A 26,163-nucleotide genomic window follows, 5' to 3' on the forward strand; every position below is an offset into this window, starting at 1 on the left:
GTTACGGGGATCACACCTCGCATTATGCGGTCACGATCACACGAATGCCTTCCAACGCCAGGCTGGCATGACCTATGGCGTCTTTCGCCGCATCGAACTGATCACGGAAAAAGTCGATTTCTTCCTCCCGAATCGCAGGATTCACCCTTTTCAATGCCTCGAGCCGTCGGATTTCCGGTGCGAAACTGGCCTCCAACTGCTCGAGCGCCTGCTTTTTCAAAGGCTCCAGGTGAGGCTCCGACAGCCGCTCCACGTGATCCACCATCGTTTCGACCTGAGGCCGGATCTGCGGAACGATGGCCTGGGCCGTGCGCCGCCGGATATTCGAGCACATTTCATTCAACCGGTCGTGGGGCAACGCTCCCGAGAGCTCCTTGCCATTCACGTCCACCAGCAGCCGAAGTGGCGAGACCGGCAGGTAACGGGTCAGTTGGAGGGCTTCCGGTGCCGGGCAGTGCACGGTAAACAGGGCCTCCATCAACAGCGTTCCGGGCGGCAGGGCCTTCACGGAAAGGCTGGCGAGCGCAGCCTTGCCAAGACCGGAACTGGTCACCGAATCCATCACACCGGTAACCATCGGGTGTTCCCAGCTCATGAAGGCCAGGTCTTCCCGTTCAAGGGCATTCTGTCGGTCCCAGGTCACGGTAATCCCGTCTTCCGGCAATTCGGCGACATGACCGGCCTGATATTGTTCGCCGGGCCGCAGAATGTCGGAGTGATCGGCGTGGTCTTCGACATCCACACCGAGGATATCGAAGGCTTCCATCATGTAATCCCGGACCCGGGCCTCGGCTTCTTCGTCTTCGATGGCGGCGATCAGATCCTCTGCCACCTCAGGGCGGCAGGAATTCAGCTCGATCAGGGCATCGCGGCCAGCCTGCAGCAGCGTTCTCAAGCGCTTTGCCTCGTCCGCGGAGGCCTTGACCAGTTCATCAGCCACATCAAGGTCGCCATCAATAGCCTGCTGCCACTGGGCCTGCACCGTTTCCTGAACCGCAACACCAACGGCGCAGCTCTCAGCAAAGGCGTTCAGGCCCTCGTGGAACCAGCGGAACTGCACCTCCTGACTGGTTCCACGCAGATAGGGCACGTGGATATCAATGGCTTCGGTCTGACCGATCCGGTCCAGTCGCCCGATGCGCTGCTCGAGCAAGTCCGGGTTTGCAGGCAGATCGAACAGCACGAGATGATGGGCAAACTGGAAATTGCGGCCTTCGCTGCCAATTTCAGAGCAGATCAGTGCCTGGGCACCCTGCTCCGTGTCGGCGAAATAGGCGGCGGCGCGATCACGCTCGATCAGGCTCAGGTGTTCATGGAAGGCAGCACTGCGGATACCGGCCCGCAGCTGGAGATAATGCTCAAGGGCGATGGCGGTCTGGGCACTGGCACAGATAACCACCACTTTGGCCGGGCGCAGGCCGACCAGCTTTTTCTCAAGCCACTCGACCCGGGGATCGCCCCCCAGCCACTGCTCCTCGGGCACCAGTTGCTCCGGGGTCAACCCCTGAATACCTGAGGCCTGCCCTTCGTACATGGCCGGGCAAGGCAGCGGTTCAGGATCGGGTCGGCGCTCGGGAAATCCCTGAATGGCCGCCCGAGTGTTCCGGAACAGCACGCGACCGGTACCATGCCGGTCCAGCAGGGCATCGATCACCGATTGCCGCGGGTTGTCACCGGCCAGCAGCTGGTCCAGCTCTTCACCCAACCATTCCCGCAGCAGCTTCTGGTCGCCCTCGCCGATATCGGAATCTTCATCCTGAAGCCGGCGAACAACGCTGTTGATGGCTTCGTACTGCTGCTCCTCCTTGCGGAAGGTTTCCAGATCATGGAAACGGGCCGGGTCCAGAAGCCGCAGGCGAGCAAAGTGACTGGCGATACCCACCTGCTCAGGCGTTGCTGTGAGCAACATCAAGCCACGGCTGACCGCCGACAGTTCCTCAACAATCCGGTATTCCGGACTGACTTCTTCAGGGCTCCACGCCAGATGGTGGGCCTCATCCACAATCATCAGGTCCCAGTCGGCCTTCAGGGCATCGTCCCGGGCCTTCTGGCTTTTCTTCAGGAAATCGAGGCTGCAAAGCACCAGCTGCTCGCTTTCAAAGGGATTAACCGCATCTTCATCGCCAAAAATATGGTTAACGAGGGCATCAACGTCGCTTTCCTCGTCTTTCAGGGCATCGTAGCGACCCTGATCCACGATCGAGAAACGCAGATTGAAGCGCCGAAGCATTTCCACCAGCCATTGATGGGTGAGGGAATCCGGCACCACGATCAGGGCACGTTTTGCCCGGCCGGTGTGCAGCTGGTAATGAAGAATCAGACCCGCCTCGATGGTTTTGCCAAGGCCGACTTCATCGGCCAGAAGTACCCGTGGCGCATGACGCCGGGCAACTTCATGGGCAATGTAGATCTGGTGCGGCAGATGCTGCGTGCGGGCGCCGATCAACCCCTGGGCTGACGATGCCCGCAGGCGGTTCATGTGCTGAAGCGTGGCAAACCTCAGTCGAAAGGCGCCGTTGCGATCAAACTGACCCGCAAACAGCCGCTGGTGCGGTGCTGAAAAATTCACAGACCCGGCGAGTTTTACTTCGGAAATTTCATGCAGATCGGTACCGTCGTCAGCGTGGTACATCAGCACACCGCCGAGGTCCTCAACCGCACGAACCGTGTACCGCTCGCCACCGAAGGTCTCAATCTCCTCGCCCAACTGATAGATGATGCGGGACAGCGGGGCGTTATCAATCGCGTAGGTGCGCTCCTCATCGGCGGCGGGAAACCCGAGGGTCACCCGGCGCCCGGAGATATCCGTGACGATCCCGAGTCCCAGGCCGGTATCACTATGGCTGACCCAACGCTGACCAATAACAAATTCCGATGTATCCAAGAAACCTCCAGACCAATTAAGTTCTTGTGGCGCCGTTCTCACGCACCCAGTAAGCCGTCGCCCCACATACCGCCGCCGGCACGACAAACAGATTCAGCACCGGCACCATGGCGGCCAGCGCCACCGGCAGGCCAAAGCCGAAGGCAGACAAGCGTGTGTCACCGAGCAACCGTCTCAGGGCGGGGAAACTGACCTTGTGGTTGTCTGCGGGGTAGTCCACGTATTGCAGCGCCATCATCCAGCTGTTGAACAGGAACCAGAGAACAGCAGCCACCAGATTAACAACCGGTATAAGACCGATGATCAGTAAACCGATAGCTCGCGGCAGGTAATACAGGATCTTCTGAACCTCGCGCCAGAGTGCACGGGGAATATCCTTGATGATCGATGCCCAGCTGTCATCGGTATTCACCTCCTGACCGGTCAGGTGCTTTTCTGTCAGCTCGGCAAGATAGCCATAGAAAGGGGAACCAATCAGATTGGCAACGATCACAAAGCCGTAGGCGAGCATCAGTACGATGACCGCCCCATACAGAATCCAGAACAGCCAATCCAGTGCCTGAAGCCACGCCCAGTCCGGCAACCACCCCATCGCAGCGGCGATCAGGCCTGCGAATAGCTCTCCCATAAAAAAGAACAGCAATCCGAAGAGCAGGATATTGATAACCAGTGGGATAATGACGAACAGCCGCAGACCGGGCTGACGAATCAGGCGGAAACCCTCACCCAGGTAGCCCAATCCACGAAAAAAATTACCCTTGAGCATAGCTGGCAGGACCTCCGCTTCAATGACAATGACGGGGCGCAAAGCATATCATGTTGGCAACATTCCCACAGCCCGAGAACGCTCAGTGACTTCCCCGATGGATACATTGAAACAACAACTGACCAGCCTGCTGCAATACCGCCCCCTCTGGCAGGCAGCCTTTGTGGTTTCCTTGCTGGCCATCGGCTTCCTTGCGACAACCGATAGCACCCACGCCATACCGTCATCGTCAAACGACAAGGTAAACCACCTCATCGCCTTCCTTGAGCTCACCATCCTCACCCGTCTGGCCTGGCCGGAGCTCCGGGCCATCTGGTTTGCGCCGGCCTTACTAGGCTTTGGTCTTGGCATTGAGCTTATCCAGGCAACCCTGCCCTATCGGGAATTTTCCCTGGCCGATCTGGCTGCGGACGGCGCCGGCATTGCTATCGGACTGCTTCCCTGGCCTGGCATCCGAAACGCCGGAAAACCGGATTTGCGAAATTCGCCAGAATCGCTGTGAGATATCTCTCACAAAGGCGTGAGATCTTGCAGTTACGTTGCGTGCGCGGGAGTTCCAGAAACTCTTTAGAGAAAAGCTAACTCTTTGATAACTTTATTTTATTGGATACACCCAAACCGACACCTCATTCGACGCGTGCACAGTTCACACGTTTGTCAGAATCCAATTGGTATATTGTTATCGTCAAGGATGACAGGGAAAAGGACGACGCACTGGATGCACCCCGGCACGGACTGCAGGGAGAGGTAAGGACACAAGGACGCCTCGCTTAAGGGATAACTATTCGGATAGCCGGCTCGGATGCCGGCACCACGGAGTGGCTCAAGGATCTCGCAACACGGCTGTTGCCCAATGCGCAAGGATGCGCCGACCTGTTCCGAGAAAGGGTGACCGTATGGTTGCCCTTTATTTTTTATACCCGCTTTTTTCTCACCCCCATTGCATCACTGGTCGTTGTCGGCCAGGTAGATACGAACCTGATTGAACTCCTCGAATTCGTTAAGATCCGGCCAGGTCCGGGCCTCAAGCGTTGTCTGCTTGCGGTAGGCGCTGTCACCCAACACCTTCATCCGCGAATCCGCCAGTAGCACCCGGGGTGCCGCCTCGCGGAAAACGCCGAGCAACGGCCGGTTTTCAGGATCGTAAAGCACATCCGCCGCTGTCACGACATCCAGATCCTTCGGTCGGCCTGCCCAGTCACGGCAAAGGCCAACGGAAACACCATTGAGAGCCGCGTTTACACTAGCTGCGTCCAGCGCTGCCGGATCAATGTCACAGGCGATGGCCTGCCTTGCTCCCGCCATCGCGGCCGCTACGGCTACTATTCCCGATCCGGAGCCGAAATCCAGGACCCGCTTGCCCTCGACCCACTGGGGGTTGTCCAGAATCCAGCTGGCAAGCACCTGGCCACTGGCCCAGCAGAAAGACCAGTAGGCAGGTTCGGCAACCACCGCTTGGGCCTCGTCGTGCGATAACGGCCCTTCGAGCACCGTTGGGTCAAAGAGGTACAAGGCAATGCGCTCACAGCCGGCAGGACGGGAAACGGCCACCCGACCTCGGGAGAGGGTTTTCCGCAGGTGCTGATTCAGACAGTCCGCTGACATGGGGTATCCAACCTCGAATTTCACTCAGGCGCCATTGTACCCGTGACCGGTCCGGGAAACAGGCGGCGACAAGCAGAAAAACCCCATTTCCGCTATACTGCCGCCTCCATCTGACAACTGGTTTACCGCTGAAATGGCAAGCAGACCCGACACCGACGACTACCTTTCCCTGTTCCTGAACGATGTGCCGCTGCTGGACGTCCGGGCACCGGTAGAGTTCAGCCGTGGCAGCTTTCCGAATACCGAAAACGCGCCCCTGATGAACGATGAGGAGCGCCATCGGATTGGCATCTGTTACAAGGAGAAAGGCCAGGAAAAGGCGATTGAACTGGGACACCAGCTGGTGTCCGGTGACATCAAGGCCCAGCGCATTGAAGCCTGGAAGCGCTTTGTGGCCCGCCACCCGAACGGCTACCTGTTCTGTTTTCGGGGTGGCCTGCGCTCCCGGCTCACCCAGCAGTGGATCCGGGATGCCGGCATTGACTACCCGCTGGTTAAAGGCGGCTACAAGGCATTGCGCCGATTCCTGATCGACAGCCTGGAAGCGCAGATCGAATCCGGCGAGTTCCATATTCTCAGCGGGCGCACCGGTACCGGCAAAACACGGGTTCTGCAACAGCTGCCGAATCCGGTGGATCTTGAAGGCCTGGCTAACCACCGGGGTTCCAGTTTCGGGCGTCAGGTAACACCGCAGCCTTCACAGATCGATTTCGAGAACCGGCTGGCCGTGGCCATGCTCAAAGCCCGTCACCTGAACAGTGGTCCGGTCTATCTGGAGGATGAAAGCCGCCTGGTGGGCCGTTGCGCCCTGCCCGAATCCCTCAAGGAGCGCATGGCCGGGTCGCCATTGCTGATCCTCGAGCAACCGATGGAAGAGCGTATTGGCATCATCCGTGAGGATTATGTTGAAGGAATGTATTCGGATTACGTGGACCGCGACGGGACCGAAGCGGGCTGGCTGAATTTCCGGGACTATCTGCTGAGCGCCATTGACCGTATCCGCAAGCGCCTGGGCGGGGAACGGCACCAGCAGCTGCGAGGCCTGATGGAACAGGCACTCCTGCAGCAGGAAGCCACCGGAGAGACAGCTGCCCATAACGCCTGGATCCAGTCGCTGCTCCAGGACTATTACGACCCCATGTACGACTACCAACTGGGCAAGAAAGAAGGCCGGATTCTTGTCCGCGGAGGCCCCGAGACCATTCTCGATTGGGCCAACAAGAGCTCGGTTGCGTAAGGCCCTGACTGAATATTACGCCTGCAGTACACACCCCTGACATTTGTCTGCTATATAGAGAAGTAGACGAATCAGGTTGTTGCAGGATTTTGTCCGTTAATCCGACACTTATGAAAAAATACCAACGAACAAGGAGTCTTTTATGGAAGACCTATTTGGCGCTGAAGGCGGTGCCTCGGAACTCATGAATCAGGCCATGTCTCTGGTCATGACATACGCACCCAAGGTCGTGCTGGCCATTGTCACTCTGATTGTGGGCATGTGGCTGATCAACCGGTTTGTCGGTGTCCTCGATAACAAGCTGGGCAAAAAAGACCCCACCCTGAACAAGTTTCTCTGCGGCCTGATCGGAGCAATCCTCAAGATTCTGCTGCTGGTCTCTGTCGCCTCCATGGTCGGCATTGCCACCACCTCCTTCATTGCCATTATCGGTGCTGCCGGCCTGGCCGTCGGCCTGGCGCTACAGGGCAGCCTGGCCAACTTCGCTGGCGGCGTGCTGATCCTGATCTTCAAACCGTTCAAGGTTGGCGATGTCATCGACGCCCAGGGCTACCTTGGCTCCGTCCGGGAAATCTCCATCCTGTACACCATTGTCGACACCTTCGATAACCGCCGGATTGTGATCCCGAATGGTCAACTGGCCAACGCCAGCCTGACCAACCTGAGCGCCTATGAAACCCGTCGCTGCGACATGAGCTTCGGCATCGGCTACGGTGATGACATCGACAAGGCCAAGGCCATCTGCAAACGCCTCATTGAGGAAGACGAGCGCGCACTGAAAGACCCCGAGCCACTGATTGTTGTTGGTGCCCTCGGCGAAAGCTCCGTCGATCTGACCGTTCGGGCCTGGACCAAGTCCGCCGACCTCTGGCCCTTCTACTGGGACATGCATGAGAAAGTGAAGAAGGCATTCGACGCCGAGGGCATCAGCATTCCGTTCCCCCAGCGCGATGTGCATATGATTAAAACCGACTGAGATTCGAGATCGGTTTCTCATTGATACATCCGGTTACTCGCAAACTGCGTAACCTCAACTAAGCTGACCATTAATGGCGGGGTTGACTAACCCCGCCAGGCCATCGGGGCCAGGCAATTAGATCAACACAGGCTCCGGAACGCTGTCATTGCTGGTAGGAGGTCGTCACTATGCCGGTACAGCAGTTGAAGGAATTCCTTGATGAGGCAGGTGTGGAATACATGTGCCTCTCCCACCCTCCTGCATTTACCGCCCAGGAACTCGCCCACCACGTCAAGATTGCCGGCGACCGTGTCGTTAAAACGGTGATCATCGAACTGGATGGCAAAATGGCAATGCTGGTGATGCCGGCCACCTGGCGAATCCGCTGGGACAGGTTATCCCGCATCCTCGACACCGACTTTCTTGACCTCGCTGACGAGCAGGAATTCCAGGACCGCTTCCCGGATTGCGAGGTAGGCGCCATGCCCCCCTTTGGCAACCTGTTCGGAATGACCGTCTATTGCGCCGAAGCGCTGACCGAGCAGCCCGAACTGGCGTTCGCCGCAGGCAGCCACAGCGAATCGGTACATATGAAAACCTCGGATTTCCTGACCCTCGTGCAACCCATGGTCCTGAACCAGGGATTCAACAAACCGGGTGCACAGAAGCCCGCCTGGCTGATCAAGAGCCGTCGCAGGCCTGACGACGCTGCCGAGCCGCGGGTGTCAGGTATGGCAGGCTATTGAGGGTTTTCATTCCGGCTTGATCCCGATCTCTTGTCTGGCTGCCGTCATCGCGTAAACTGAGGGCATCAGACAGGAAACCGATATGACTCAAGCCTTTGATATTGTGGTAGTTGGTGCCGGCATGGTCGGTGCCGCTCTCGCCACTGGCCTTGGCCAGAATGGCTTCCGCGTTGCCCTTGTTGACCGGGCTCCGCCTCCCGCCTTTGACCCGAACAGCGCCCCGGATATCCGGGTCTCGGCCCTGAGTGCCGGCAGTGAACGCTATCTTCAGAGCCTGGGTGCCTGGGACCACATCCTTCGCATGCGGGCAACGCCCTACAAGCGGCTGGCCGTATGGGATGAAACCCGCTACCCACTGCAGAACCTGGTACCCCGGAAACTGGCCGAAGTCCAATTCGACGCCACCGAGCTGGGTGCGCACCATCTGGGACACATCGTCGAGAACTCGGTGACTCAACAGGCGCTCTGGCAAACCGCCGAGGCCTGCCCACAGGTATCCCTGTTCCACGGTCAGGGTGTCGCCTCACTGTCGCAATCCGATGAGACTGCCACGGTCACTCTTGATGACGGCCGCGAGCTGCTCGCAACCCTGGTGGTCGGAGCCGATGGAGCCCAGTCCCGAGTTCGCGACCTGGCCGGCATTGGCACCACCCGGAACCAGTATGACCAGCAGGCGATGGTCGTCTCGGTACGCTATCAGGGGCCGGTTGAAGACATTACGTGGCAGGGCTTCCACCCCTCCGGCCCAAGAGCCTTCCTGCCCTTGCACAGCGCCGGTCTGGAACATCCCGGCGAAAGCTGGGGCTCCCTGGTCTGGTACGATTCGCCCGACGAACTCGCTCGCCTGAAAAACCTGGACGACAGCGCGCTGATGAACGAGATCCAGTCTTCGTTTCCCGCGAGCCTGCCGCTGCTGACACACATCGACAGCAAGGCCTCGTTTCCCATCGCCCGCCAGCACGCCAAACAGTACCACTGCGGACGGGTCGTCCTGGCCGGCGACTCGGCCCACACCATCAACCCGCTGGCCGGGCAAGGGGTAAACCTGGGCTTCCAGGATGCCCAGGCCCTTCAGGCGGCGCTCAAGGAGGCCAAGCGCGCGGGTGATGATCTGGCCACTCCCAAGTGGCTGAATCTCTATGAGCAACAGCGCCGGCCGGCAAACCGCAGAATGATGCTGACCATGGATGTGTTCTACCACCTGTTCAGCAACCGGATTCCACCCGTCCACCTGCTACGCAACCTCGGCCTCGGCGCCGCCCGCGCCCTGCCCTTTGCCCGCAACCGGGTCGCCCGCTACGCCATGGGCATCGACGAGGAACTGCCCGCCGTGATCAGGCAGATAACTTCCCGGATTCCGGGCTTTAGTCAGCTTTGAAACCAAACAACAATCCCAAGGACACGCGAAAAGGAGCCACCATGTCAGAGACGATTTTCACCAAGATCATCAACCGGGAAATCCCCGCCGACATCCTCTACGAGGACGACATCGCCCTGGCGTTTAGTGATATCAATCCTCAGGCGCCGGTACACTTCCTGGTCATCCCCAAAAAGGCCATCGCCACCATTAACGACATCACCGAAGATGATCGGGAACTGGTGGGGCACCTGTACCTGGTGGCAGCGAAGATTGCCAAAGAGAAGGGGTTTTCCGACGATGGCTATCGCGTTGTCATGAACTGCGGGGAAAATTCAGGGCAGACGGTGTTCCACATCCACTTGCACGTTCTTGCCGGCAAACCTTTGGGCTGGCCGCCTTATACCGACAAAATGAAGCAGGCCTGATTGTTTTAGGCTTGGGTGGAGGGACGGCATGTGGTGGGGCTTTCCGGGACCCGCTCGAGCCGTCCCTGGTCGCTTGACTTTCGCCATCCATGGCGAAAGACAGTCCCGGAAAGCCCCACCACACGCCGTCCGGCCAAACTATTGCATCACGCCTGCAATACCAAAGATCACTGAAACGAACTGGAAAGCAGCACCCAGCTTCGGGCAAGTGGGCTGGTAGTGCTGTTTGGGACTATCTTTCGCCATGGATGGCGAAAGATAAGCGCGCATGGATGCCTTGAGCGTGTCCCAAAGAGCACTACCAGCCCGCTTGCTTCCTCCAAAGCAAAAATCAGCGTCCGACCACCTTCTCAGCTTCTTCCACCGGCGTATGACGAACGTCCTCGCCTTTGACCATGAAGATCACGTTCTCGGCAATGTTGCATGCGTGGTCACCCACCCGCTCCAGGGCACGGAGCACCCACATTACGGACATGCACCGTGAAATGTTGCGGGTATCTTCCATCATGAACGTCAGCAGGGTCCGAGCCGCTGCCTGATATTCCTCATCGACGCGCTTGTCTTCCTTCATAATCCGCAACGCCTGCTCGGAATCCAGCCGGGCAAAGGCATCCAGGGCATCGTGAAGCATGCTGAGCACGTGGGTGCCAATGTGGCGGACTTCGACGTAGCCGCGCGGGGCCTGGCCTTCTTCCTGCAGCTTGATCGCAAGCTTGGCGATTTTCTTGGCCTCGTCACCCACACGCTCCAGATCGGCGACCATCTTGATGACCGAGATCACCAGACGCAGGTCCCGTGCCGTCGGCTGACGGCGGGCAATGATCAGGGTGGCCTCCTCGTCGATTTCCACTTCCATCCGGTCAACTTTCTTGTCGTTGGCACGAATCTCGTCGGCCAGATGACCATCGCCATCCACCAGGGCCTGAATGGCGTTCTCGACCTGGGATTCCACCATGCCACCCATTTTCAGGAACTCGGTCTTGAGCTCCATCAGTTCGTTATTGAACTTGTGGGAGATGTGATCCCCGTAAACTTCGTCCTTCTTCGTAGGCATACTGTTCTTCTCCAAAATTCCTCAGGTCCGGAATCAGCCGAAACGGCCGGTGATGTAGGACTCGGTCAGTTCATGTTCCGGCGAGGTGAATACCTTGTTGGTCTCGTTCACTTCCACCAGGTGCCCCAGGTGAAAGTAAGCCGTGCGATGGGATACCCGGGCCGCCTGCTGCATCGAGTGGGTCACGATAACGATCGTGTAGCTTTCGGACAGTTCGGCAATCAACTCTTCCACTTTTGCGGTCGCAATAGGGTCCAGGGCCGAACAGGGCTCGTCCATCAGCACCACTTCCGGGCTCACGGCAATTGCACGGGCAATACACAGACGCTGTTGCTGGCCGCCGGACATGCCGGTTGCATTGGCGTCCAGGCGATCCTTTGCCTCCTCCCAGAGGCCGGCCTTGCGCAGGCTGTTTTCCACAATTTCGTCCAGATCCGACTTGCGGTTGGCCAGGCCGTGAATCCGGGGGCCGTAAGCCACGTTGTCGTAGATGGACTTGGGAAAGGGGTTCGGCTTCTGAAACACCATACCGACCCTGGCCCGCAGTTCGACAACATCTCGCTTGGGGTCGTAAATGTCGTGGTCGTCCAGTTGCAGGGAACCCTTCACACGACAGATATCGATGCTGTCGTTCATGCGATTCAGGCAGCGCAGGAAGGTGGATTTGCCGCAACCGGATGGGCCGATGAAGGCAATGACTTCGTTTCGGCCAATATCGAGGCTGATCTTCTTGATCGCGGGGGCATCGCCGTAGAACACCTCGACATCACGAAGCTTAAACTTCGGGTCGTCCGAGAACGGCTTACCGACGGTTTTGCCCTCTTCAATGATGGTTTCAGCGGGCTTTGATTCCTGAACTGGCACGGCGACCTCATCCGGTTGGGTAACTTCACTGGCAATGGTTGTATTCACACTATTCATCTTGATTCTCCTTACCACCGGCGCTCGAGACGTTTACGCATCCAGATCGCCAATGCGTTCATACTGATCAGGAAGGCCAGCAGCACCATGATGGCTGCCGACGCTCGCTCAATAAAGGCCAGCTCCGGGCTGCCCGCCCACAGGAATACCTGTACAGGCAGAACCGTAGCCGAATCGAAGAACCCGTCCGGTACGTCCACAATGAACGCCACCATACCGATCAGCAGCAGCGGTGCCGTTTCACCCAGTGCCTGGGCCATACCGATGATTGAACCGGTGAGCATGCCCGGCATGGCCAGCGGCAGCACATGATGCAGAACTACCTGCATCTTGGATGCGCCGATACCTTCAGCGGCCTCGCGGATCGAGGGCGGTACGCTTTTGATCGCGGCCCGACTGGAAATGATGATGGTCGGCAGCGTCATCAACGTCAGTACCAGCCCACCAACCACCGGAACCGAACGTGGCATTCCAAACAGGTTGATAAACACCGCGAGGCCGAGCAGACCAAAGATGATCGATGGCACCGCCGCCAGGTTGTTGATGTTGACCTCAATGAAGTCGGTGAACTTGTTCTGGGGCGCAAACTCTTCCAGATAGATCGCGGCCGCGACACCGATCGGAAACGACAGGATCAGGGTGACGAACATGGTCAGCAGGGAACCGACAATAGCCCCGAGAATACCCGCCTTGGAAGGATCACGGGAATCTCCGCCACTAAAGAACACATCGTTAAATGATGTCTCGACCACGTCCCGCTGCAGAAGCTCGTCAACCCATGCCTGCTGCTGTTCATTCAGCTTGATGGAATAGGCATCGTCCCCCGCGTGCTTCACATAGACGTCAACATCCGTATGCGTCAGGAACGTCATGGTCTGCGTGGTGCCCAGCCACTCTGGATTGGCCTTAAGGGCATCCCGAAGCGTCACCGAAGCGTAGGGGTTTATCAGTTCGCGAACCTGTTTCCGGTCCTCCTCTGTTGCTCCGGGGATCTCCTTGATCAGCGCCTGAACCAGAGGCTCGACAAAATCGGCCATCTTGATCTGACGCTCGTCCGTGGGATCATCCAGGTACATCATCTCACCATCCAACTGCACATCCATGGTGATGGTGGTCTTCACGAAGCCGGTATAACCCTTGCCGATGATATCGGTGAACAGGATTAACAGGGCCCCCAGGGCAATGGCGATGGCCATGATGCCATAGGCGCGGAAACGGCGTTCCTTGCGATAGCGGCGCTTGAGCGACTGGCGGACGATCTCCGCCTGTGAACGTTGGTCAGTCATACTGTTCCCGATATTTGCGTACGATTTTCAGTGCAATAACGTTGAGCAACAGGGTTGCCAGGAAGAGCATGGCGCCCAATGCGAAGGCGGCCAGCGTCTTGGCGCTGTCGAATTCCTGGTCACCGGTGAGCAGGGTCACGATTTGCACGGTCACGGTGGTAACGGTTTCCAGCGGGTTGGCTGTCAGGTTGGCCGCCAGCCCTGCGGCCATGACCACGATCATGGTTTCACCAATCGCCCGGGAGACCGCCAGCAGAATACCGCCCATGATGCCGGGCAGTGCAGCCGGGAAAATCACCTTCTTCATGGTCTCGGACTGGGTGGCTCCGAGCGCCAGAGAGCCATCACGCATGGCCTGGGGTACGGCATTGATCACGTCATCCGACAGGGAAGACACAAACGGAATGATCATGATGCCCATAACGGCACCGGCAGCCAGGGCACTCTGGCTTGATGCCTCGATACCCATGGATGCGGCCAGATCGCTGATGAACGGCGCCACCGTAAGCGCGGCGAAGAAGCCGTAAACCACGGTGGGAATACCCGCCAGCATTTCCAGCAACGGCTTGACCACACCGCGCACCTTTCTACCCGCGTATTCCGACAGGTAAATGGCCGACAGCAAGCCCACCGGCACAGCCACAACCATGGCAATGGCAGAAATCAGCAAGGTGCCGGTAAACAGGGGGATCATTCCAAAGGCACCCTGGGAAGCTACCTGATCAGCCCTCAGAGCGGTCTGGGGACTCCAATGACTACCAAAGATAAATTCGGTGAAGGGGACCTTGCCAAAGAAACGAAAGGTCTCGAACGCCACCGAGAAAATGATTCCAACAGTGGTCAATATAGCCAGGGCCGCGCAGGCGAAAAATACCCATTTGAGAATGGACTCTACCTGGGCACGGGCATTGAGCCGCGGGCGGATTCTCAACCACCCGAGAAAACCGGCAAGCACGGCAACCGAGATCACCAGGCCAGACATGAGGAACCGACTCTGCGTACGCAGCTCTTGCAAACGCTCGGCGGCCTCCGCTATCGGGGCCTCAACGAAGCCTGGAGGCAAGGCTCCGCTGGCCACATTGCTGATTTTGCTCAACAGCAGGCTCGCTTCACCATCGGTTGCCGGAATCATGCCATCCGGCAGACCACCAATAACAATCAGCTGGATGACTTTGCCCTGGAATGCTGCCCATAAACCAAGCACGAGGAGGGCTGGAATGCCACTCCAGAACGCCGCTCGGGCTCCGTAATAGAAAGGAAGAGATTTGAGATGACGGATCCCACCCAGCGGCATCGCCAACGACCGGGAACGAGCGTAACCGAGCCAATAGGCCACGATCGCCAGCACCAGAGTCAGTAATAAAAGATTAGCCGGTTGCATGAAAATTCCTGTATTCGACTTCGGATTGGCGCTCAGTTTACAGATTCACCTCTGCACTGGCACCGGATCGTCCTAACGTGCGAAAGGTGCGGGCCTCCCTCGAGGCCCGCACCTTCGTTCTTGACCGGACGGCGGTCTTACTTGAGCTCGTCCAGGGTCAGGTTCGGCATGCTTTCTGCCTTGTCCATCAGATCCATCAGCGCGGAACGGGGCGGCACGATCAGGCCAACGTCTTTCAGGTAGCCGTTCTGGCCCATGGCAGCGTTGCTGGTGAACTCACTGACATACTCCGCAATGCCCGGAACCACTCCAACGTGGGCTTTCTTCACGTAGAAGAACAGTGAACGGGCTACCGGATACTCATCCGCAGCAATGGCTTCGGCAGTCGGGACCATACCGTTCAGGGTGGCAGCCTGCAGACGGTCTGCGTTTTCTTCCAGGAAGCTGTAACCGAACACACCGTACATGCCGGTATCACCAATCAGCTTCTGCACGATCAGGTTGTCGTTCTCACCCGCTTCGATAAAGGCGCCGTCTTCACGAACGCTTTCGCAGATTGAGGCGTGCTCGTCCTTGCCCAGATTGGCGGCTTCAGGCAGCTGGTCGCAACCAGCAGCCAGTGCCAGCTCGTTGAAGGAATCACGGGTACCGGAAGTCGGGGGCGGACCCATTACACGAATCGGCTTGTTCGGCAGGCTGGAGTCAACGTCGCTCCAGTTTTTGTTCGGGTTGGCTACCCACTCGCCGTTAACGGGCACTTTGGAGCCCAGGGCCAGGAACAGCTGCTCCAGGGTAATGTCCAGGTTCTCGGCTTTTTTGGAGCTGGCAATCACAATGCCGTCAGAACCGATGCGGAATTCAGTGATGTCTGTCACTCCGTTGCTCTGGCAGAGTTCGAACTCAGACGTCTTCATCCGACGTGACGCGTTGGTGATATCCGGATGCTGGGTACCGATGCCCTGGCAGAACAGCTTGAGACCGCCGCCTGAACCGGTGGATTCCAGCTTGGGGGTGCTGAAGTCGGTCTTGGTGCCGAAGCGCTCGGCAACAACAGTGGCGAACGGATAAACAGTGGAGGAGCCCACGATGCTGATGGTGTCACGGGCCATGGCGGGTGCAGACATGGCGGCCACGGAGCCGGCCAGTGCTACAGTCGCGAGTGCTTTGTTCAGTTTCATCACGTCAAGTCTCCATTATTCGGTTTGGACGTTGTGTCGGATGTGTTTTACCGATGTGTGCAGACTAATGGCACTCTGTGACAACTTTGTTACAGCTTCTGAAATATAGTCGGGAATGTTCAAATTTGCTTGCAGCGGCGCTTGAGCCCGCTACCATGCGTGTTAAAACAATTCCAGGCTCGCAAGAAGGCAGTAATATGACAGCGCTAGATGATGACAAACCCACGCCCCGTGGCGAACTCACCCTGCAGATTATCCCGCTCCCCTCAGACACCAATGCAAATGGCGATGTCTTCGCCGGCTGGCTGGTGAAACAGATGGATCTCGCCGCCAATACCATGGCCGGACGGATTTCCCAGGGCCGTAACGCCACCGTCGCCATGGACCGGATGGAGTTCCTGTCACCGTTGCGGGTAGGATCTCAGGTAGGTTGCTACTGCGAACTCGTCGATATCGGCCGCAGTTCCATGAAAATAAGCGTGGAAGTGTGGACCCTTGACCGCACTGCCAAGAACCCACGCAAGGTAACCGAGGGGCTGTTCGTCTACGTCGCCATTGATGAGCACGGTCGTATCCGCGAGGTGCCGGAGCAGGTTCTCTGACCCTGAGCCGTTCTATTTCCAGCCGTGCAGAAGGCGGGCGTAGTTAAGACGCTCCCAGGTTCGGGCATTGGGGGCGTTCGCCATTGACAGGACGCCCCGTGCTTCCGCCAGCGAGCGGTATCCCATTCCGGAGAGCCGAGCAGTCATTTCCCGGGTAATCCTCGACAGGGCGCCGGCACCCTCCGACAGCACCGCCGAGACCACCTGCACAGCAGAAGCGCCGGAAAGAATCGCTTTTGCCGCATCGTCACCACTATGAACGCCACCTGAAACCGCCATTTCCAGTGTTGTCTGGCCATACAGCATGGCGGCTGCGTGTAACCGCAACGGCAGCTCCGCACTGGTCGACAGCACCACCTCCCGGCTTAACTCCAGCTCGTCCAGATCCATATCCGGCTGATAGAACCGGTTGAACAGCACCACCCCCCGGGCCCCTGACTCTTCGATACCGGAGACGAACGCAGGCAACGCCGAGTAGAAAGGTGACAGCTTGACGCTGACCGGAATGCTCACCTGCTCAGCCACTGACCTCACAACCGAGAGTTGCCGCTGTTCCAGTGCCTCCGCTGTTTCCTCCGGGTCCGAGGCCAGGTCGTAGAGATTCAGCTCGATGGCATGGGCGCCCGCCACTTCCAGCTCACGTGCATGCCTGGTCCAGCCACCCGCTGAAATACCGTTGAGCGAGGCAATCACTGGCACACCCAGTGAATGTCGCAACAGCTCCAACCGCTGCAGGTAGCTGTCCGATCCCATCTCGAACAATTCCGATTCGGGAAAAAACGATCGGGCCTCGGCGTCCATGTTAATCCGCGAATCAATAAACCGATGGGCCGCCAGCTGCTCCTCCACAAGCTGCTCCTCGAAGAGGGAATGCATCACCACGGCACCGGCGCCGGCATCGACACAGGCTCTCAGCGCGTCCAGGTCATCGGTCAGCGGACTGGCTCCAACCACCAGGGGCGAGCGGAGTTCCAGCCCCAGCCAACGGGTTGCCAATTCAGTCATGACGTTCACCCTTTTCGTTGTCAGTGTCAGAAGTTTCGTGGGGCTCGAAGTGGATCCCCGCCAACTGTTTGTAGAGTTCACGCTGCTCAGTCGCCGCCTCAGAAGCTGCGGCCACCAGCTTTTCGTAACGCTGGGGATCCCTCAACTCCAGCATCCGGAACCGGGCCTCTTCCTGCATATAGGCTTTCATGGTGACCTTCTGGCGCAGGGAATCGAGCTGAAGCGGCGGCAGCCCTTCGTGGATGCGCCGGGGATCAAACCGGTACAGCGGCCAGGCCCAGCTGTCTACCGCCCGCTTCTGCTGTGCGGGCGAGTGCACCAGGTCGTAACCGTGGGCAATACAGGGGCTGTGGGCGATGATGAGTGCCGGGCCGTCGAAGCTCTCGGCTTCCTGCAGGGCCTTGGTGGTGTGGTTGCTGTGGGATTGCATCGCAATCTGGGCCACGTAGACGTGACCATAACTCATGGCCAGCAGGCCCAGATCCTTCTTACGGGTGGCCTTGCCGGCAGCGGCGAACTTGGCAATCGCACCCATGGGGGTGGCCTTGGATTGCTGGCCACCGGTGTTGGAGTACACTTCGGTATCCAGCACCAGCAGTTTCAGATTCTGGCCAGAGGCCAAAGCGTGATCCAGCCCGCCGTAGCCGATATCGTATGCCCAGCCGTCGCCACCGATGACCCACACACTCTTCGGGCACAATTCATCAGCCAGACTGTCGAGTTCCCGGACCTCCGGGCCCTCCTGATCCGCCAACCAGCTGCGAAGCTGCGCTATGGCGGCACGCCTGGAGGCCATGGCTGTCTCATCAGTGGTGGTGCAGACGCTGGTCAGTTCGGCGTAGAGGCCCTCGGGCAGTTGACCTTTCAGGTGATCCAGTAACTGCCGGGCCCGGCCCACCAGCTTGTCCAGCCCCAGACGCATGCCCAGGCCCAGTTCCGCCGCGTCTTCAAACAGCGAGTTGTTCCAAGTGGGCCCCCGGCCGTCCGCATTCACCGTGTAAGGCGTAGTGGGCAGGTTGCCGCCGTAGATCGAGGAACAGCCGGTGGCATTGGCGATCAGCAGCCGGTCCCCCACCAGCTGGGTCAGCAGCCGGATGTAGGGTGTCTCTCCGCAGCCGGCACAGGCGCCGGAATATTCGAACAGAGGAATCAGTAGCGGCAGGGACTTGAAGTCCCGGGGGATACGATCCCTTGGGACATCCGGCAATTGCCGGAAAAACGAAAGGTTGTCGGCCTCCACTTCACGGTGCGCTTCGATCGGCTGCATATTGATGGCTTTGCGTTTCGGCTGGGTCCGGTCCTTTGCCGGGCAGACCTCGACACACAAACCACATCCGGTGCAGTCATCCGGCGCCACCTGAATCCGATAATCCAGACCTTCCAGTTCAGACGTCTGGGTTTCCGGCACCACCTCGAACGACTCCGGCGCACCCTTGACCGCCTCCGGCTCAAACACCTTGCTGGTGATCGCGGTGTGCGGGCAGATCATTGCACAGAAGTTGCACTGCACGCAGAGGTCGGACTCCCAGATCGGGATCTCCAGGGCGATGGTTCGTTTCTCATACTGGCTGGTTCCCGTTGGCCAGGTACCATCCGGCGGAAAAGCGCTGACCGGCAGTTTGTCCCCCTGCCCTTCCAACAACAGGCGAGTGACTTTCTGGACAAAGTCCGGCGCACTCTCGGGCACCCTCGGCGGTCGGGTGCGGGTTGCTGTTACCTTGTCCGGTACCGGCACCTCATGCAGGTTGTCCAGGGCCGAATCCACCGCTTCCACGTTGCGGCGCACCACCTCCGGCCCGCGGCGGCCCCAGGTTTTGCGAATGGATTCCTTGATATGGACAATGGCCTCTTCCCGGGGCAGGATATCTGCCAGGGCGAAGAAGCAGACCTGCATCACGGTGTTGATCCGCCGCTCCAGACCCGCCTTTTCCGCCACCTCGGCGGCATCAATCACGAACAGCCGGGCCTTGCGCTCCACCAATACCCTCTGGACCTCGACCGAGAGCCGATCCCAGACCTCGTCCTTTGACCAGGGCACATTGAGCAGCACCGTGGCACCCTCGGCAGCGTGTTCGAGCACATCAAACCGCTCCAGAAACTGGGGCGCATGAATGGCGACGAACTGGGCCCTGTTGATCTGGTAACTGGAGCGAATGGGCAGCGGCCCGAACCTCAGATGGGAGACGGTGGTAGCGCCGGATTTCTTGGAGTCATAGACAAAATGGCCCTGGGCGAGCAGCTCCGTGCCCTCCCCCAGGATCTTGATGCTGGCCTTGTTGCTGCTGACGGTGCCATCGGCGCCGAGACCAAAGAACAGGGCCCGGCGGGTTTTCGGGGATTCAATATCCAGCTCGCTATCCACGTCCAGCGAGAGATGGCTGACATCGTCCCGCACGCCAACGGTAAAGCGGGTTTTCGGCGCTGCCGCTTTCAGTTCGTCGAAAATGGCGCAGACCATGGCGGGCGTAAACTCACGGGAGGACAGGCCATAGCGACCCCCGATCACCCGGGGCAGCACTTTGCGCTCGCCGCGGCTGTAGGCTTCCATCAGGGCACCGCTGACTTCCAGCAACATCGGCTCGCCCTGGGCCCCGGGTTCCTTGGTTCGATCCATGACTGCCAAATGTTCGACCGTGTCAGGCAAAGCGCTCAGGAAGCGCTCCGTGGCAAAGGGCCGGAACAGGCGCACCTTGAGGACCCCGACCTTTTCGCCCTGCTCGAGCAACCACTCCACCGTCTCGTGGGCGCATTCGGCGCCGGAGCCCATCAGGATAACGACCCGGTCGGCCTCGGGGTGACCAACATAATCAAACAGCCGGTACTGGCGGCCGGTAATGTCGGCAAACCGATCCATCACGGCTTCAAGCTTTTCCGGGAACACCTGATAGAAAGGGTTGATGGCCTCCCGGGCCTGGAAGAAGGCGTCCGGGTTCTGGGAGGTGCCACGAACCACCGGCCGGTCCGGTGTCATCCGCCGGCTACGATGTGCTTCCACCCCTTCGTGCGATACCAGCGCCTGCAAATCCTCGTCACTGAGCGCTGCAATCTTGGAAATTTCATGGGAAGTCCGGAAACCATCGAAAAAATGCATCACCGGCACCCGGCTTTCCAGGGTGACGGCATGGCCGATCGCGGCCATATCCTGGGCTTCCTGGACCGATCCGGACGCCAGCAGGGCAAAGCCGGTACCGCGGGCACTCATTACGTCGGAATGGTCACAGAAGATCGACAGGGCGTGGGTGGCAATGCTGCGGGCCGCAATGTGCATGCAGAACGGCGACAGCTCACCGGCAATCTTGTACAGATTGGGCAGCATCAACAGCAGCCCCTGGGAGGCGGTAAAGGTGGTCACCAGAGACCCGGCCTGCAATGCCCCGTGCATGGCGCCGGCGGCACCGGCCTCGGATTGCATTTCCACCACACTGGGCACCTGCCCCCAGAGATTGGGTTTGCCCAGGGCCGCCCAGTCATCAGCGTGCTCGCCCATCACCGAGGCGGGCGTAATCGGATAAATGGCAATGGTTTCGCTCAGGCGGTAAGCCACCGAAGACACCGCTTCATTGCCATCGAGGGTATGGAACTCCATGGCCACGACTCCTTGTGGTGAGGCCGAAAGACAGTTCTGAGTCTAGTATCGGCCGGGCCAACCGCAAAGGAACGGGATTGATCTGAGACAGGTTTGGAGGAGAAACAGGTTCAGGAACCGACTGCTCCTGTAGTGATCAGGTGTTGAAACAGAGACCGATAGTCACCGGCCAGGCTGGATGCCCGCCACGTCTCCAGCGAGCAGGCAAGCGTTTGTTTTTCCATAAGATTTTCAAGCGTGTCAGCTGCCGCTTCAGCCTCCAACGCCGTATTCTCGTGATAACTTTCATAGCGGCACACATCCGGTACGTACTCCCGATAGGCCAGGCGATCCGGCGCCAGCGGCACACAACCTGAAGCCATGGCTTCCAGCATCGACAGCCCCTGGAAATCGTGCAGTGCCGTGGAGATCACAATATCCGCCTGGCGTAGCAACTGATCGTAGGCTCCACGATTCTCCAGGAATCCCCAGTGTTCGATGCAAGGACCAAACTGTTCCCGGATCCGGTCAAAGGCCTTCGGGTAACTGCGAAACCGCTCGCCCACCACGCTCAACCTGAACGGCACCGACCGCTGGTGCAGCACAGTCAATAGCTTCAGCAGACGGTCGGGCCCTTTGTCGTACTCCCACCGATGGTTCCAGAGCAGGTGCGGACAGGTTTGGTCCAAAAGTGACGGGCGATCAGTAAATAATCGGTCTTCAATCGGCACCGGTATCACCCGGGACTTGTCACGCAGGGTATCGATCAGGCCCTCGGGCACTGCGTCGGGCAATTTCTGGAGAAAAGAGTCGGCGCCGGCCAGAAAACTGTCCCGGTTCCAGCCACTGTTGAACACCACACAATCGGCCGAAAGCGCGCCGTACAGGTTCACCATCTGCGGGTCAGCACTGGCGTTCTGGCCACTGGATACCGGGAAGGCGAACTGATTTTCATGCATGTAGAGCAGGCAGGGAGTGTGGGCAAGACGCGGGTACAGGCCACGCAGCGTCGCCAGATCCACCATGGACGTCGCGATGATCAGATCCCAAGGTTGCTGCAAGAGCGGCTCATTCAGCCAGCTCAGCGGGTTGCCACGGATGCGCCAGCGGAAGAACCTTGGCGGGAGTGCAAGACTCGCCCACCTGAAATCGGGCAGCAAGTCGATGAGCTGTTCACGCCAACGCCGATGGCTGGCGGCATCATAGCCCGAGAGAAGCAGGATTCTTTTGGGGCCTTCGCCCGGATTCTGCATGACTACATCCAGCCGCGGCGCCGAAAAAACCAGATCAGGCCACCTGTGATCGCAATCATCACGGCCCAGACCATCGGGTAGCCGTAGTACCAGCCCAACTCCGGCATGGCCCAGGGGCTGTCGGCGTGCTCGAAGTTCATTCCATAGATGCCCACCACGAACGTCAGCGGGATAAAGATCGTCGCAATGATGGTCAGCACCCGCATGGTCTCGTTGGTGCGCTGGCTGATACTCGAAAGATAGATATCCAGCATGCTGGTGGCCATTTCCCGGAAGCTCTCAAGAAGCTCGATGATCTGGACACTGTGGTCATGGCAATCCCGGAAATACACCTGAGTGTTGGCGTTGATCAGTTGATCCTCGGTTCGCATCAGACTGGTGAGCAGCTCACGCTGTGGCCAGAGCACACGCCTCAGGGTCAGAAGCTCCCGTTTCAGGCCGTGGATCTGGGCCAGCGTTTGCTGGTTCGGGTTCTCGAGCAGATCGGTTTCCATTTCCTCCAACTGGTAGCCGAACTGCTCCAGCACGGGAAAACCGGAATCAGTGATCAGATCCAGCAACGCATAAAGCAGGTAGTCGATTTCCCGGCTGGAAAATCGCCGGTTATTGGGCATGCGCAGGCGTTTGCGCACCGGTTCGAAAGGATCCTCATCCAGCGGGCACAGGCAGATCAGGTAATTTTTACCGACAAACAGGCTGATCTGAACGATTTCCAGGTTCTCACCGTCATAAAACGGCATGGCGGCAATGATGAACAGCTGATCGTCGTACAACTCCACTTTGGGGCGCTGCCCGGTATTGAGCACATCCTCGAGGGCCAGATCGTGCAGTTCGAACAGATCCCCCAGGCTCCGGAGGGTGTCAGGATCGGCCTGGCCATTGATCTGGACCCAGGTTTTCGACTCTTTTACGAGGTAATCCCGGCAATCAGCCGCATTGGCCAGGCTGACTTCCTCCACCTGACCCTCGGTGTAATCCACCAGATGAATTTTCACCGGCCGCCTTGGGTCGGTCTTGGCAACCAGGGTGCCGGGCGCGGTTCCGGGGTTGTGATAATGCTTGCTGAAATACGCCATGTCAGGTCCTTATGCGCGTTTCGTTCCGCCAGGTGTCATTGCAAGCAGAGCATAGCTCATATCACCGGAAACCCGGGTAGCCCTGTTGCGCATGGCAGCCCTGTTTCAGGCCTGACGCCGATATAAAGACAGGGACCACAGGCCAAACACGGGGCCGGGGAACAGCAAAAGAACCACCCAGACATTCAACTGGCCCCAAAGTCCACTGGTCAGCCAGATGGCAGGCAACGTCAGACCAAAACCGACCGCATTCATCACCGCCAATGAAGAGCCCACTGATTCCCTGGGCGCCGTTGCCGAGGCCAGCGCCGAGAATTGGGGTGAATCGGCAACGACGGCAATACCCCAGATCACCAGCAAGGCAATCAGCACAACCGGTGCCAGCCCGTTCAACCACGGATAAACCAGACAGAAAACCCCCGACACCATCAGCGCTCGCCGGGCCACCCATTCGCTGCCAAGGGCTCGACTGAGCCGGCCGCCACCGACACATCCTGCCGCACCAATGCCGATGACGGCAAACGACAACCAGGGAATGAGCGCGTCACTCTGCCCCATCCGCTGCAGCTCCCGGCCGATGAGCAGAGGCGTCAATGTCCAGAACGCGTAGAGCTCCCACATATGGCCGAAGTAGCCACCGGCCACGGACCGGAATCTCGGAATGCGCAGGGCCGCCAGTCCCTGACTCAGGGGCAATCGCCCACTGCTTTTCGGCAGGTGCGGCCCGTCGCCCAGCAAGAACACCAGCAGCCCTCCGGCCAATGCCAAGCAGGACGCCGCCATCAGCGGCCACTCCCACGGCATGCCGAGGGTTGCCCCGCGCATCAGGTGTGGCAGGGCTGTTCCAAGTGTCAGCATCCCCACCAGCCAGGCCAGGGCGGCCCCGGCGTACTTTGGCGTCCAGGCGATCACCATTTTCATGCCCAGGGGATAGATACCGGCCAGACACAGCCCGGTGGCAAAGCGCAGGAGGAAATCGAGCGGCGGCGCACCGGCGGCAAAAATAAACCCGCCATTCACCAATGCCCCGAGCAGACTCGACAGCGCAAAGATCCGACTGGCGCCGAAGCGGTCCGCCAGACCGGTCACTGCAATGGTCAGGGTACCCGCGATAAACCCCGCCTGAACGGCCAGAGTCAGCCGGCCCAGATCGGTTTCTGTCAGGCCTAGCTCGCCGGCCAGCGACAGCCAGACACCGTTGATACTGAACCAGAGTGAGGTACCAAAGAGCTGGGCCAGAACAATCACAGGGAGGGGGTAACGTCGTAGCAGGTCGATCATTGTTGTTGTCTTTTATTCGAGCGATGAACCAAGCCTAGCCCCGGGAGGCTCACTTCGCCCATGCTACTTTGGTGTCTGGTTGGCTATGGCATTGCTGTTTCAGGGTTTTACCAGTCGATCCAGCCGCAAACGCTCACGGTCGTCGAACAGTCTTCGACCGCCCCACGAAACGGCCATCAGGGCACCAAACCCGGTGCCAACGGTGATGATCAGCATCACCAGGATCTGGTATTTCACCGCGACTGCCGGTGGGCTGCCCGCGAGAATCTGGCCCGTCATCATGCCGGGCAGGCTGACGATACCGGCGGCGGCCATGGCGTTAATGGACGGCATCATGCCACTGCGCATGGCGTCCCTCCGGATATCCTCCAGCGCCTGCTGCCAGGTCTGCCCCAGCATCAGGCGATTCTCGATGACCGCCCGCTGCCGCCAGACCGACTCATTCAACCGATCCAGCGCCAGGCTGACGCCTGTCATGGTGTTACCGAGCATCATGCCCAACAGAGGAATGGCGTACTGCGGGGCGTACCAGGGGTCCGGGCCGATCACCACGGTGAGGGCCAGGATTGTCACCGTAAAAGACGACACGAACATTGATCCTGTGCCGATACTGAAGGCCCACCAGCCCCGTAACCGTCGGCCCTGTCGCGCCACCACTTCTCGCCCTGCCACCAGCAGCATGATCAGAGCCATCAACGCTATCCAGTAGAAGGCAGCGGAGGCAAACAGCGCTTCCAGTACCAGCCCGATTAGCGCCAGCTGTATCACCGTGCGCAGGGCGGCAATCAACAGGTTTCGGGTAATGCCCAGGCGGGCCAGATAGCCTGTCGCAGCCAGAGCGAGTACCAGCAGGGCCGCCAGCCCGAGCTTCCACCACGCCAGATCAATCACTTCCATGGACGCGCTCCACAGTGGTACCAAGAATCCGGTAATGGGCTTCTGCCACACGTTGGATCTGGGCAGGGTCATGGGCAACCCAGAGAACAGCAATCTGGCGCCGCCGGATTTCCTCAAGCAGCCAGATTTCAATGGCTTCTGTGCTGTCGTTATCAAGATTGGCGGTGGGTTCGTCCAGTAACAGAACCTCTGGCTCAAGCACCAGGGCCCGCCAGAGCGCGAGCCTCTGCCGCTCACCGGAAGACAGCCGACTCACCGACCAGCCCATCACCTCAGGCGGAAAGCCCAGCGCTGACGGCAATTTTGTCTTCGCATCATCCGGGAAGTGGCCACCGACATCGTCAAACCACCACTGGCTGTCTGCCGGAACCATCACCACCCGGCTTCGCCATTGGTGGGCGGGCAAATCCTCCTGGCAGGTATCAGCCACAGACACGGTGCCGCCGTGTGGCTCCAGGTCGGCCACGGCTCTCAGCAGCCGACTCTTGCCACTGCCGGACGGACCGGACAGACAGACAACCTGTCCACCCGGTACCGTCAAAGACACGTTACTGAGAGTGCCAACACAAAGATTTTCCAGCACCAAATCTGTCAAGATAGCCTCATCAGGGCTCGCCAATGTTCATAACGGATATACCATTGCACAGTGTTCTGCCAACAACCAGCCACACAGGCCAGGGATG

22 protein-coding genes are annotated in these 26,163 nt (G+C 59.0%); 7 read left to right on the forward strand and 15 right to left on the reverse strand.

Annotated features, from left to right (window positions below):
- Nucleotides 1–22: 22 nt before the first annotated feature.
- Both rapA and cysZ read right to left on the reverse strand, forming a co-directional pair.
- Nucleotides 23–2,884 carry an RNA polymerase-associated protein RapA gene (gene rapA, locus J3362_RS10710; RefSeq protein WP_349519628.1) on the reverse strand — a complete coding sequence of 954 codons (2,862 nt, stop codon included), beginning with the start codon at nucleotides 2,882–2,884 and terminating at the stop codon, nucleotides 23–25.
- Between the two features lie 16 nt (nucleotides 2,885–2,900).
- A complete protein-coding gene (cysZ, locus tag J3362_RS10715; RefSeq protein WP_349519629.1) occupies nucleotides 2,901–3,650 on the reverse strand; it encodes a sulfate transporter CysZ in 750 nt (249 codons plus the stop codon).
- A gap of 97 nt (nucleotides 3,651–3,747) precedes the next feature.
- Between cysZ and J3362_RS10720 the strand changes: the two genes are divergently transcribed.
- On the forward strand, nucleotides 3,748–4,152 hold the full coding sequence (locus tag J3362_RS10720; RefSeq protein ID WP_349519631.1) for a VanZ family protein: 405 nt from the start codon (nucleotides 3,748–3,750) through the stop codon (nucleotides 4,150–4,152).
- A gap of 443 nt (nucleotides 4,153–4,595) precedes the next feature.
- Here J3362_RS10720 and J3362_RS10725 read toward each other — a convergent pair whose 3' ends face one another.
- The gene (locus J3362_RS10725; RefSeq protein ID WP_349519632.1) at nucleotides 4,596–5,255 is read right to left on the reverse strand and encodes a class I SAM-dependent methyltransferase; all 660 of its coding nucleotides are present in this window, start codon (nucleotides 5,253–5,255) and stop codon (nucleotides 4,596–4,598) included.
- A 133-nt stretch (nucleotides 5,256–5,388) separates the two neighbouring features.
- Between J3362_RS10725 and mnmH the strand changes: the two genes are divergently transcribed.
- From mnmH to J3362_RS10750, 5 genes are all read left to right on the forward strand, one after another.
- A complete protein-coding gene (gene mnmH, locus J3362_RS10730; RefSeq protein ID WP_349519633.1) occupies nucleotides 5,389–6,492 on the forward strand; it encodes a tRNA 2-selenouridine(34) synthase MnmH in 1,104 nt (367 codons plus the stop codon).
- A gap of 142 nt (nucleotides 6,493–6,634) precedes the next feature.
- Entirely contained in the window at nucleotides 6,635–7,468 is an 834-nt protein-coding gene (locus J3362_RS10735) for a mechanosensitive ion channel family protein (RefSeq protein ID WP_349519634.1), read from the forward strand.
- Between the two features lie 170 nt (nucleotides 7,469–7,638).
- Nucleotides 7,639–8,196: an aminoacyl-tRNA deacylase gene (locus J3362_RS10740; RefSeq protein ID WP_349519636.1), complete on the forward strand. Its 558-nt coding sequence runs from the start codon at nucleotides 7,639–7,641 to the stop codon at nucleotides 8,194–8,196.
- Nucleotides 8,197–8,278: 82 nt separating this feature from the next.
- Nucleotides 8,279–9,574 (forward strand): FAD-dependent monooxygenase, encoded by a 1,296-nt coding sequence (locus J3362_RS10745; RefSeq protein ID WP_349519638.1) that lies wholly within the window; start codon nucleotides 8,279–8,281, stop codon nucleotides 9,572–9,574.
- 41 nt (nucleotides 9,575–9,615) lie between these two features.
- Complete coding sequence (locus J3362_RS10750; RefSeq protein ID WP_088558820.1) at nucleotides 9,616–9,981, forward strand: histidine triad nucleotide-binding protein; 366 nt, start codon at nucleotides 9,616–9,618, stop codon at nucleotides 9,979–9,981.
- Nucleotides 9,982–10,312: 331 nt separating this feature from the next.
- Here the strand turns inward: J3362_RS10750 and phoU are convergent, their stop codons facing one another.
- The 5 genes from phoU to J3362_RS10775 all read right to left on the reverse strand — a co-directional run bounded on the left by phoU (nucleotide 10,313) and on the right by J3362_RS10775 (nucleotide 15,801).
- The gene (gene phoU, locus J3362_RS10755) at nucleotides 10,313–11,035 is read right to left on the reverse strand and encodes a phosphate signaling complex protein PhoU (protein ID WP_088558819.1); all 723 of its coding nucleotides are present in this window, start codon (nucleotides 11,033–11,035) and stop codon (nucleotides 10,313–10,315) included.
- 33 nt (nucleotides 11,036–11,068) lie between these two features.
- Nucleotides 11,069–11,956, reverse strand: a complete 888-nt coding sequence (gene pstB, locus J3362_RS10760) for a phosphate ABC transporter ATP-binding protein PstB (protein WP_349519641.1) — start codon at nucleotides 11,954–11,956, stop codon at nucleotides 11,069–11,071.
- 11 nt (nucleotides 11,957–11,967) lie between these two features.
- On the reverse strand, nucleotides 11,968–13,242 hold the full coding sequence (pstA, locus tag J3362_RS10765) for a phosphate ABC transporter permease PstA (RefSeq protein WP_349519643.1): 1,275 nt from the start codon (nucleotides 13,240–13,242) through the stop codon (nucleotides 11,968–11,970).
- Entirely contained in the window at nucleotides 13,235–14,623 is a 1,389-nt protein-coding gene (pstC, locus tag J3362_RS10770; RefSeq protein ID WP_219120884.1) for a phosphate ABC transporter permease subunit PstC, read from the reverse strand. The genes pstA and pstC overlap by 8 nt, the downstream gene beginning before the upstream one ends.
- Nucleotides 14,624–14,760: 137 nt before the next feature.
- Nucleotides 14,761–15,801 (reverse strand): substrate-binding domain-containing protein, encoded by a 1,041-nt coding sequence (locus tag J3362_RS10775; RefSeq protein ID WP_502882429.1) that lies wholly within the window; start codon nucleotides 15,799–15,801, stop codon nucleotides 14,761–14,763.
- Between the two features lie 197 nt (nucleotides 15,802–15,998).
- Between J3362_RS10775 and J3362_RS10780 the strand changes: the two genes are divergently transcribed.
- Nucleotides 15,999–16,403: an acyl-CoA thioesterase gene (locus J3362_RS10780; protein WP_349519647.1), complete on the forward strand. Its 405-nt coding sequence runs from the start codon at nucleotides 15,999–16,001 to the stop codon at nucleotides 16,401–16,403.
- 12 nt (nucleotides 16,404–16,415) lie between these two features.
- Here the strand turns inward: J3362_RS10780 and J3362_RS10785 are convergent, their stop codons facing one another.
- From J3362_RS10785 to J3362_RS10815, 7 genes are all read right to left on the reverse strand, one after another.
- Nucleotides 16,416–17,408, reverse strand: a complete 993-nt coding sequence (locus J3362_RS10785) for a dihydroorotate dehydrogenase-like protein (RefSeq protein ID WP_349519649.1) — start codon at nucleotides 17,406–17,408, stop codon at nucleotides 16,416–16,418.
- Complete coding sequence (gene nifJ / locus J3362_RS10790) at nucleotides 17,401–20,994, reverse strand: pyruvate:ferredoxin (flavodoxin) oxidoreductase (protein ID WP_349519651.1); 3,594 nt, start codon at nucleotides 20,992–20,994, stop codon at nucleotides 17,401–17,403. The genes J3362_RS10785 and nifJ overlap by 8 nt, the downstream gene beginning before the upstream one ends.
- A gap of 110 nt (nucleotides 20,995–21,104) precedes the next feature.
- On the reverse strand, nucleotides 21,105–22,226 hold the full coding sequence (locus J3362_RS10795; protein WP_349519653.1) for a tRNA-queuosine alpha-mannosyltransferase domain-containing protein: 1,122 nt from the start codon (nucleotides 22,224–22,226) through the stop codon (nucleotides 21,105–21,107).
- A 2-nt stretch (nucleotides 22,227–22,228) separates the two neighbouring features.
- Entirely contained in the window at nucleotides 22,229–23,302 is a 1,074-nt protein-coding gene (gene corA, locus J3362_RS10800; protein WP_349519655.1) for a magnesium/cobalt transporter CorA, read from the reverse strand.
- Between the two features lie 105 nt (nucleotides 23,303–23,407).
- The gene (locus J3362_RS10805; protein ID WP_349519657.1) at nucleotides 23,408–24,583 is read right to left on the reverse strand and encodes an MFS transporter; all 1,176 of its coding nucleotides are present in this window, start codon (nucleotides 24,581–24,583) and stop codon (nucleotides 23,408–23,410) included.
- Between the two features lie 99 nt (nucleotides 24,584–24,682).
- Nucleotides 24,683–25,480, reverse strand: coding sequence for an ABC transporter permease (locus tag J3362_RS10810; protein WP_349519659.1), 798 nt, complete (start codon nucleotides 25,478–25,480; stop codon nucleotides 24,683–24,685).
- Nucleotides 25,467–26,075 carry an ABC transporter ATP-binding protein gene (locus J3362_RS10815; protein ID WP_349519661.1) on the reverse strand — a complete coding sequence of 203 codons (609 nt, stop codon included), beginning with the start codon at nucleotides 26,073–26,075 and terminating at the stop codon, nucleotides 25,467–25,469. Before J3362_RS10815 ends, J3362_RS10810 begins: the two co-directional genes overlap by 14 nt.
- Nucleotides 26,076–26,163 lie beyond the last annotated feature (88 nt).

It is taken from the genome of Marinobacter sp. NFXS11 (assembly GCF_040148675.1).
Classification (GTDB): Bacteria; Pseudomonadota; Gammaproteobacteria; order Pseudomonadales; family Oleiphilaceae; genus Marinobacter.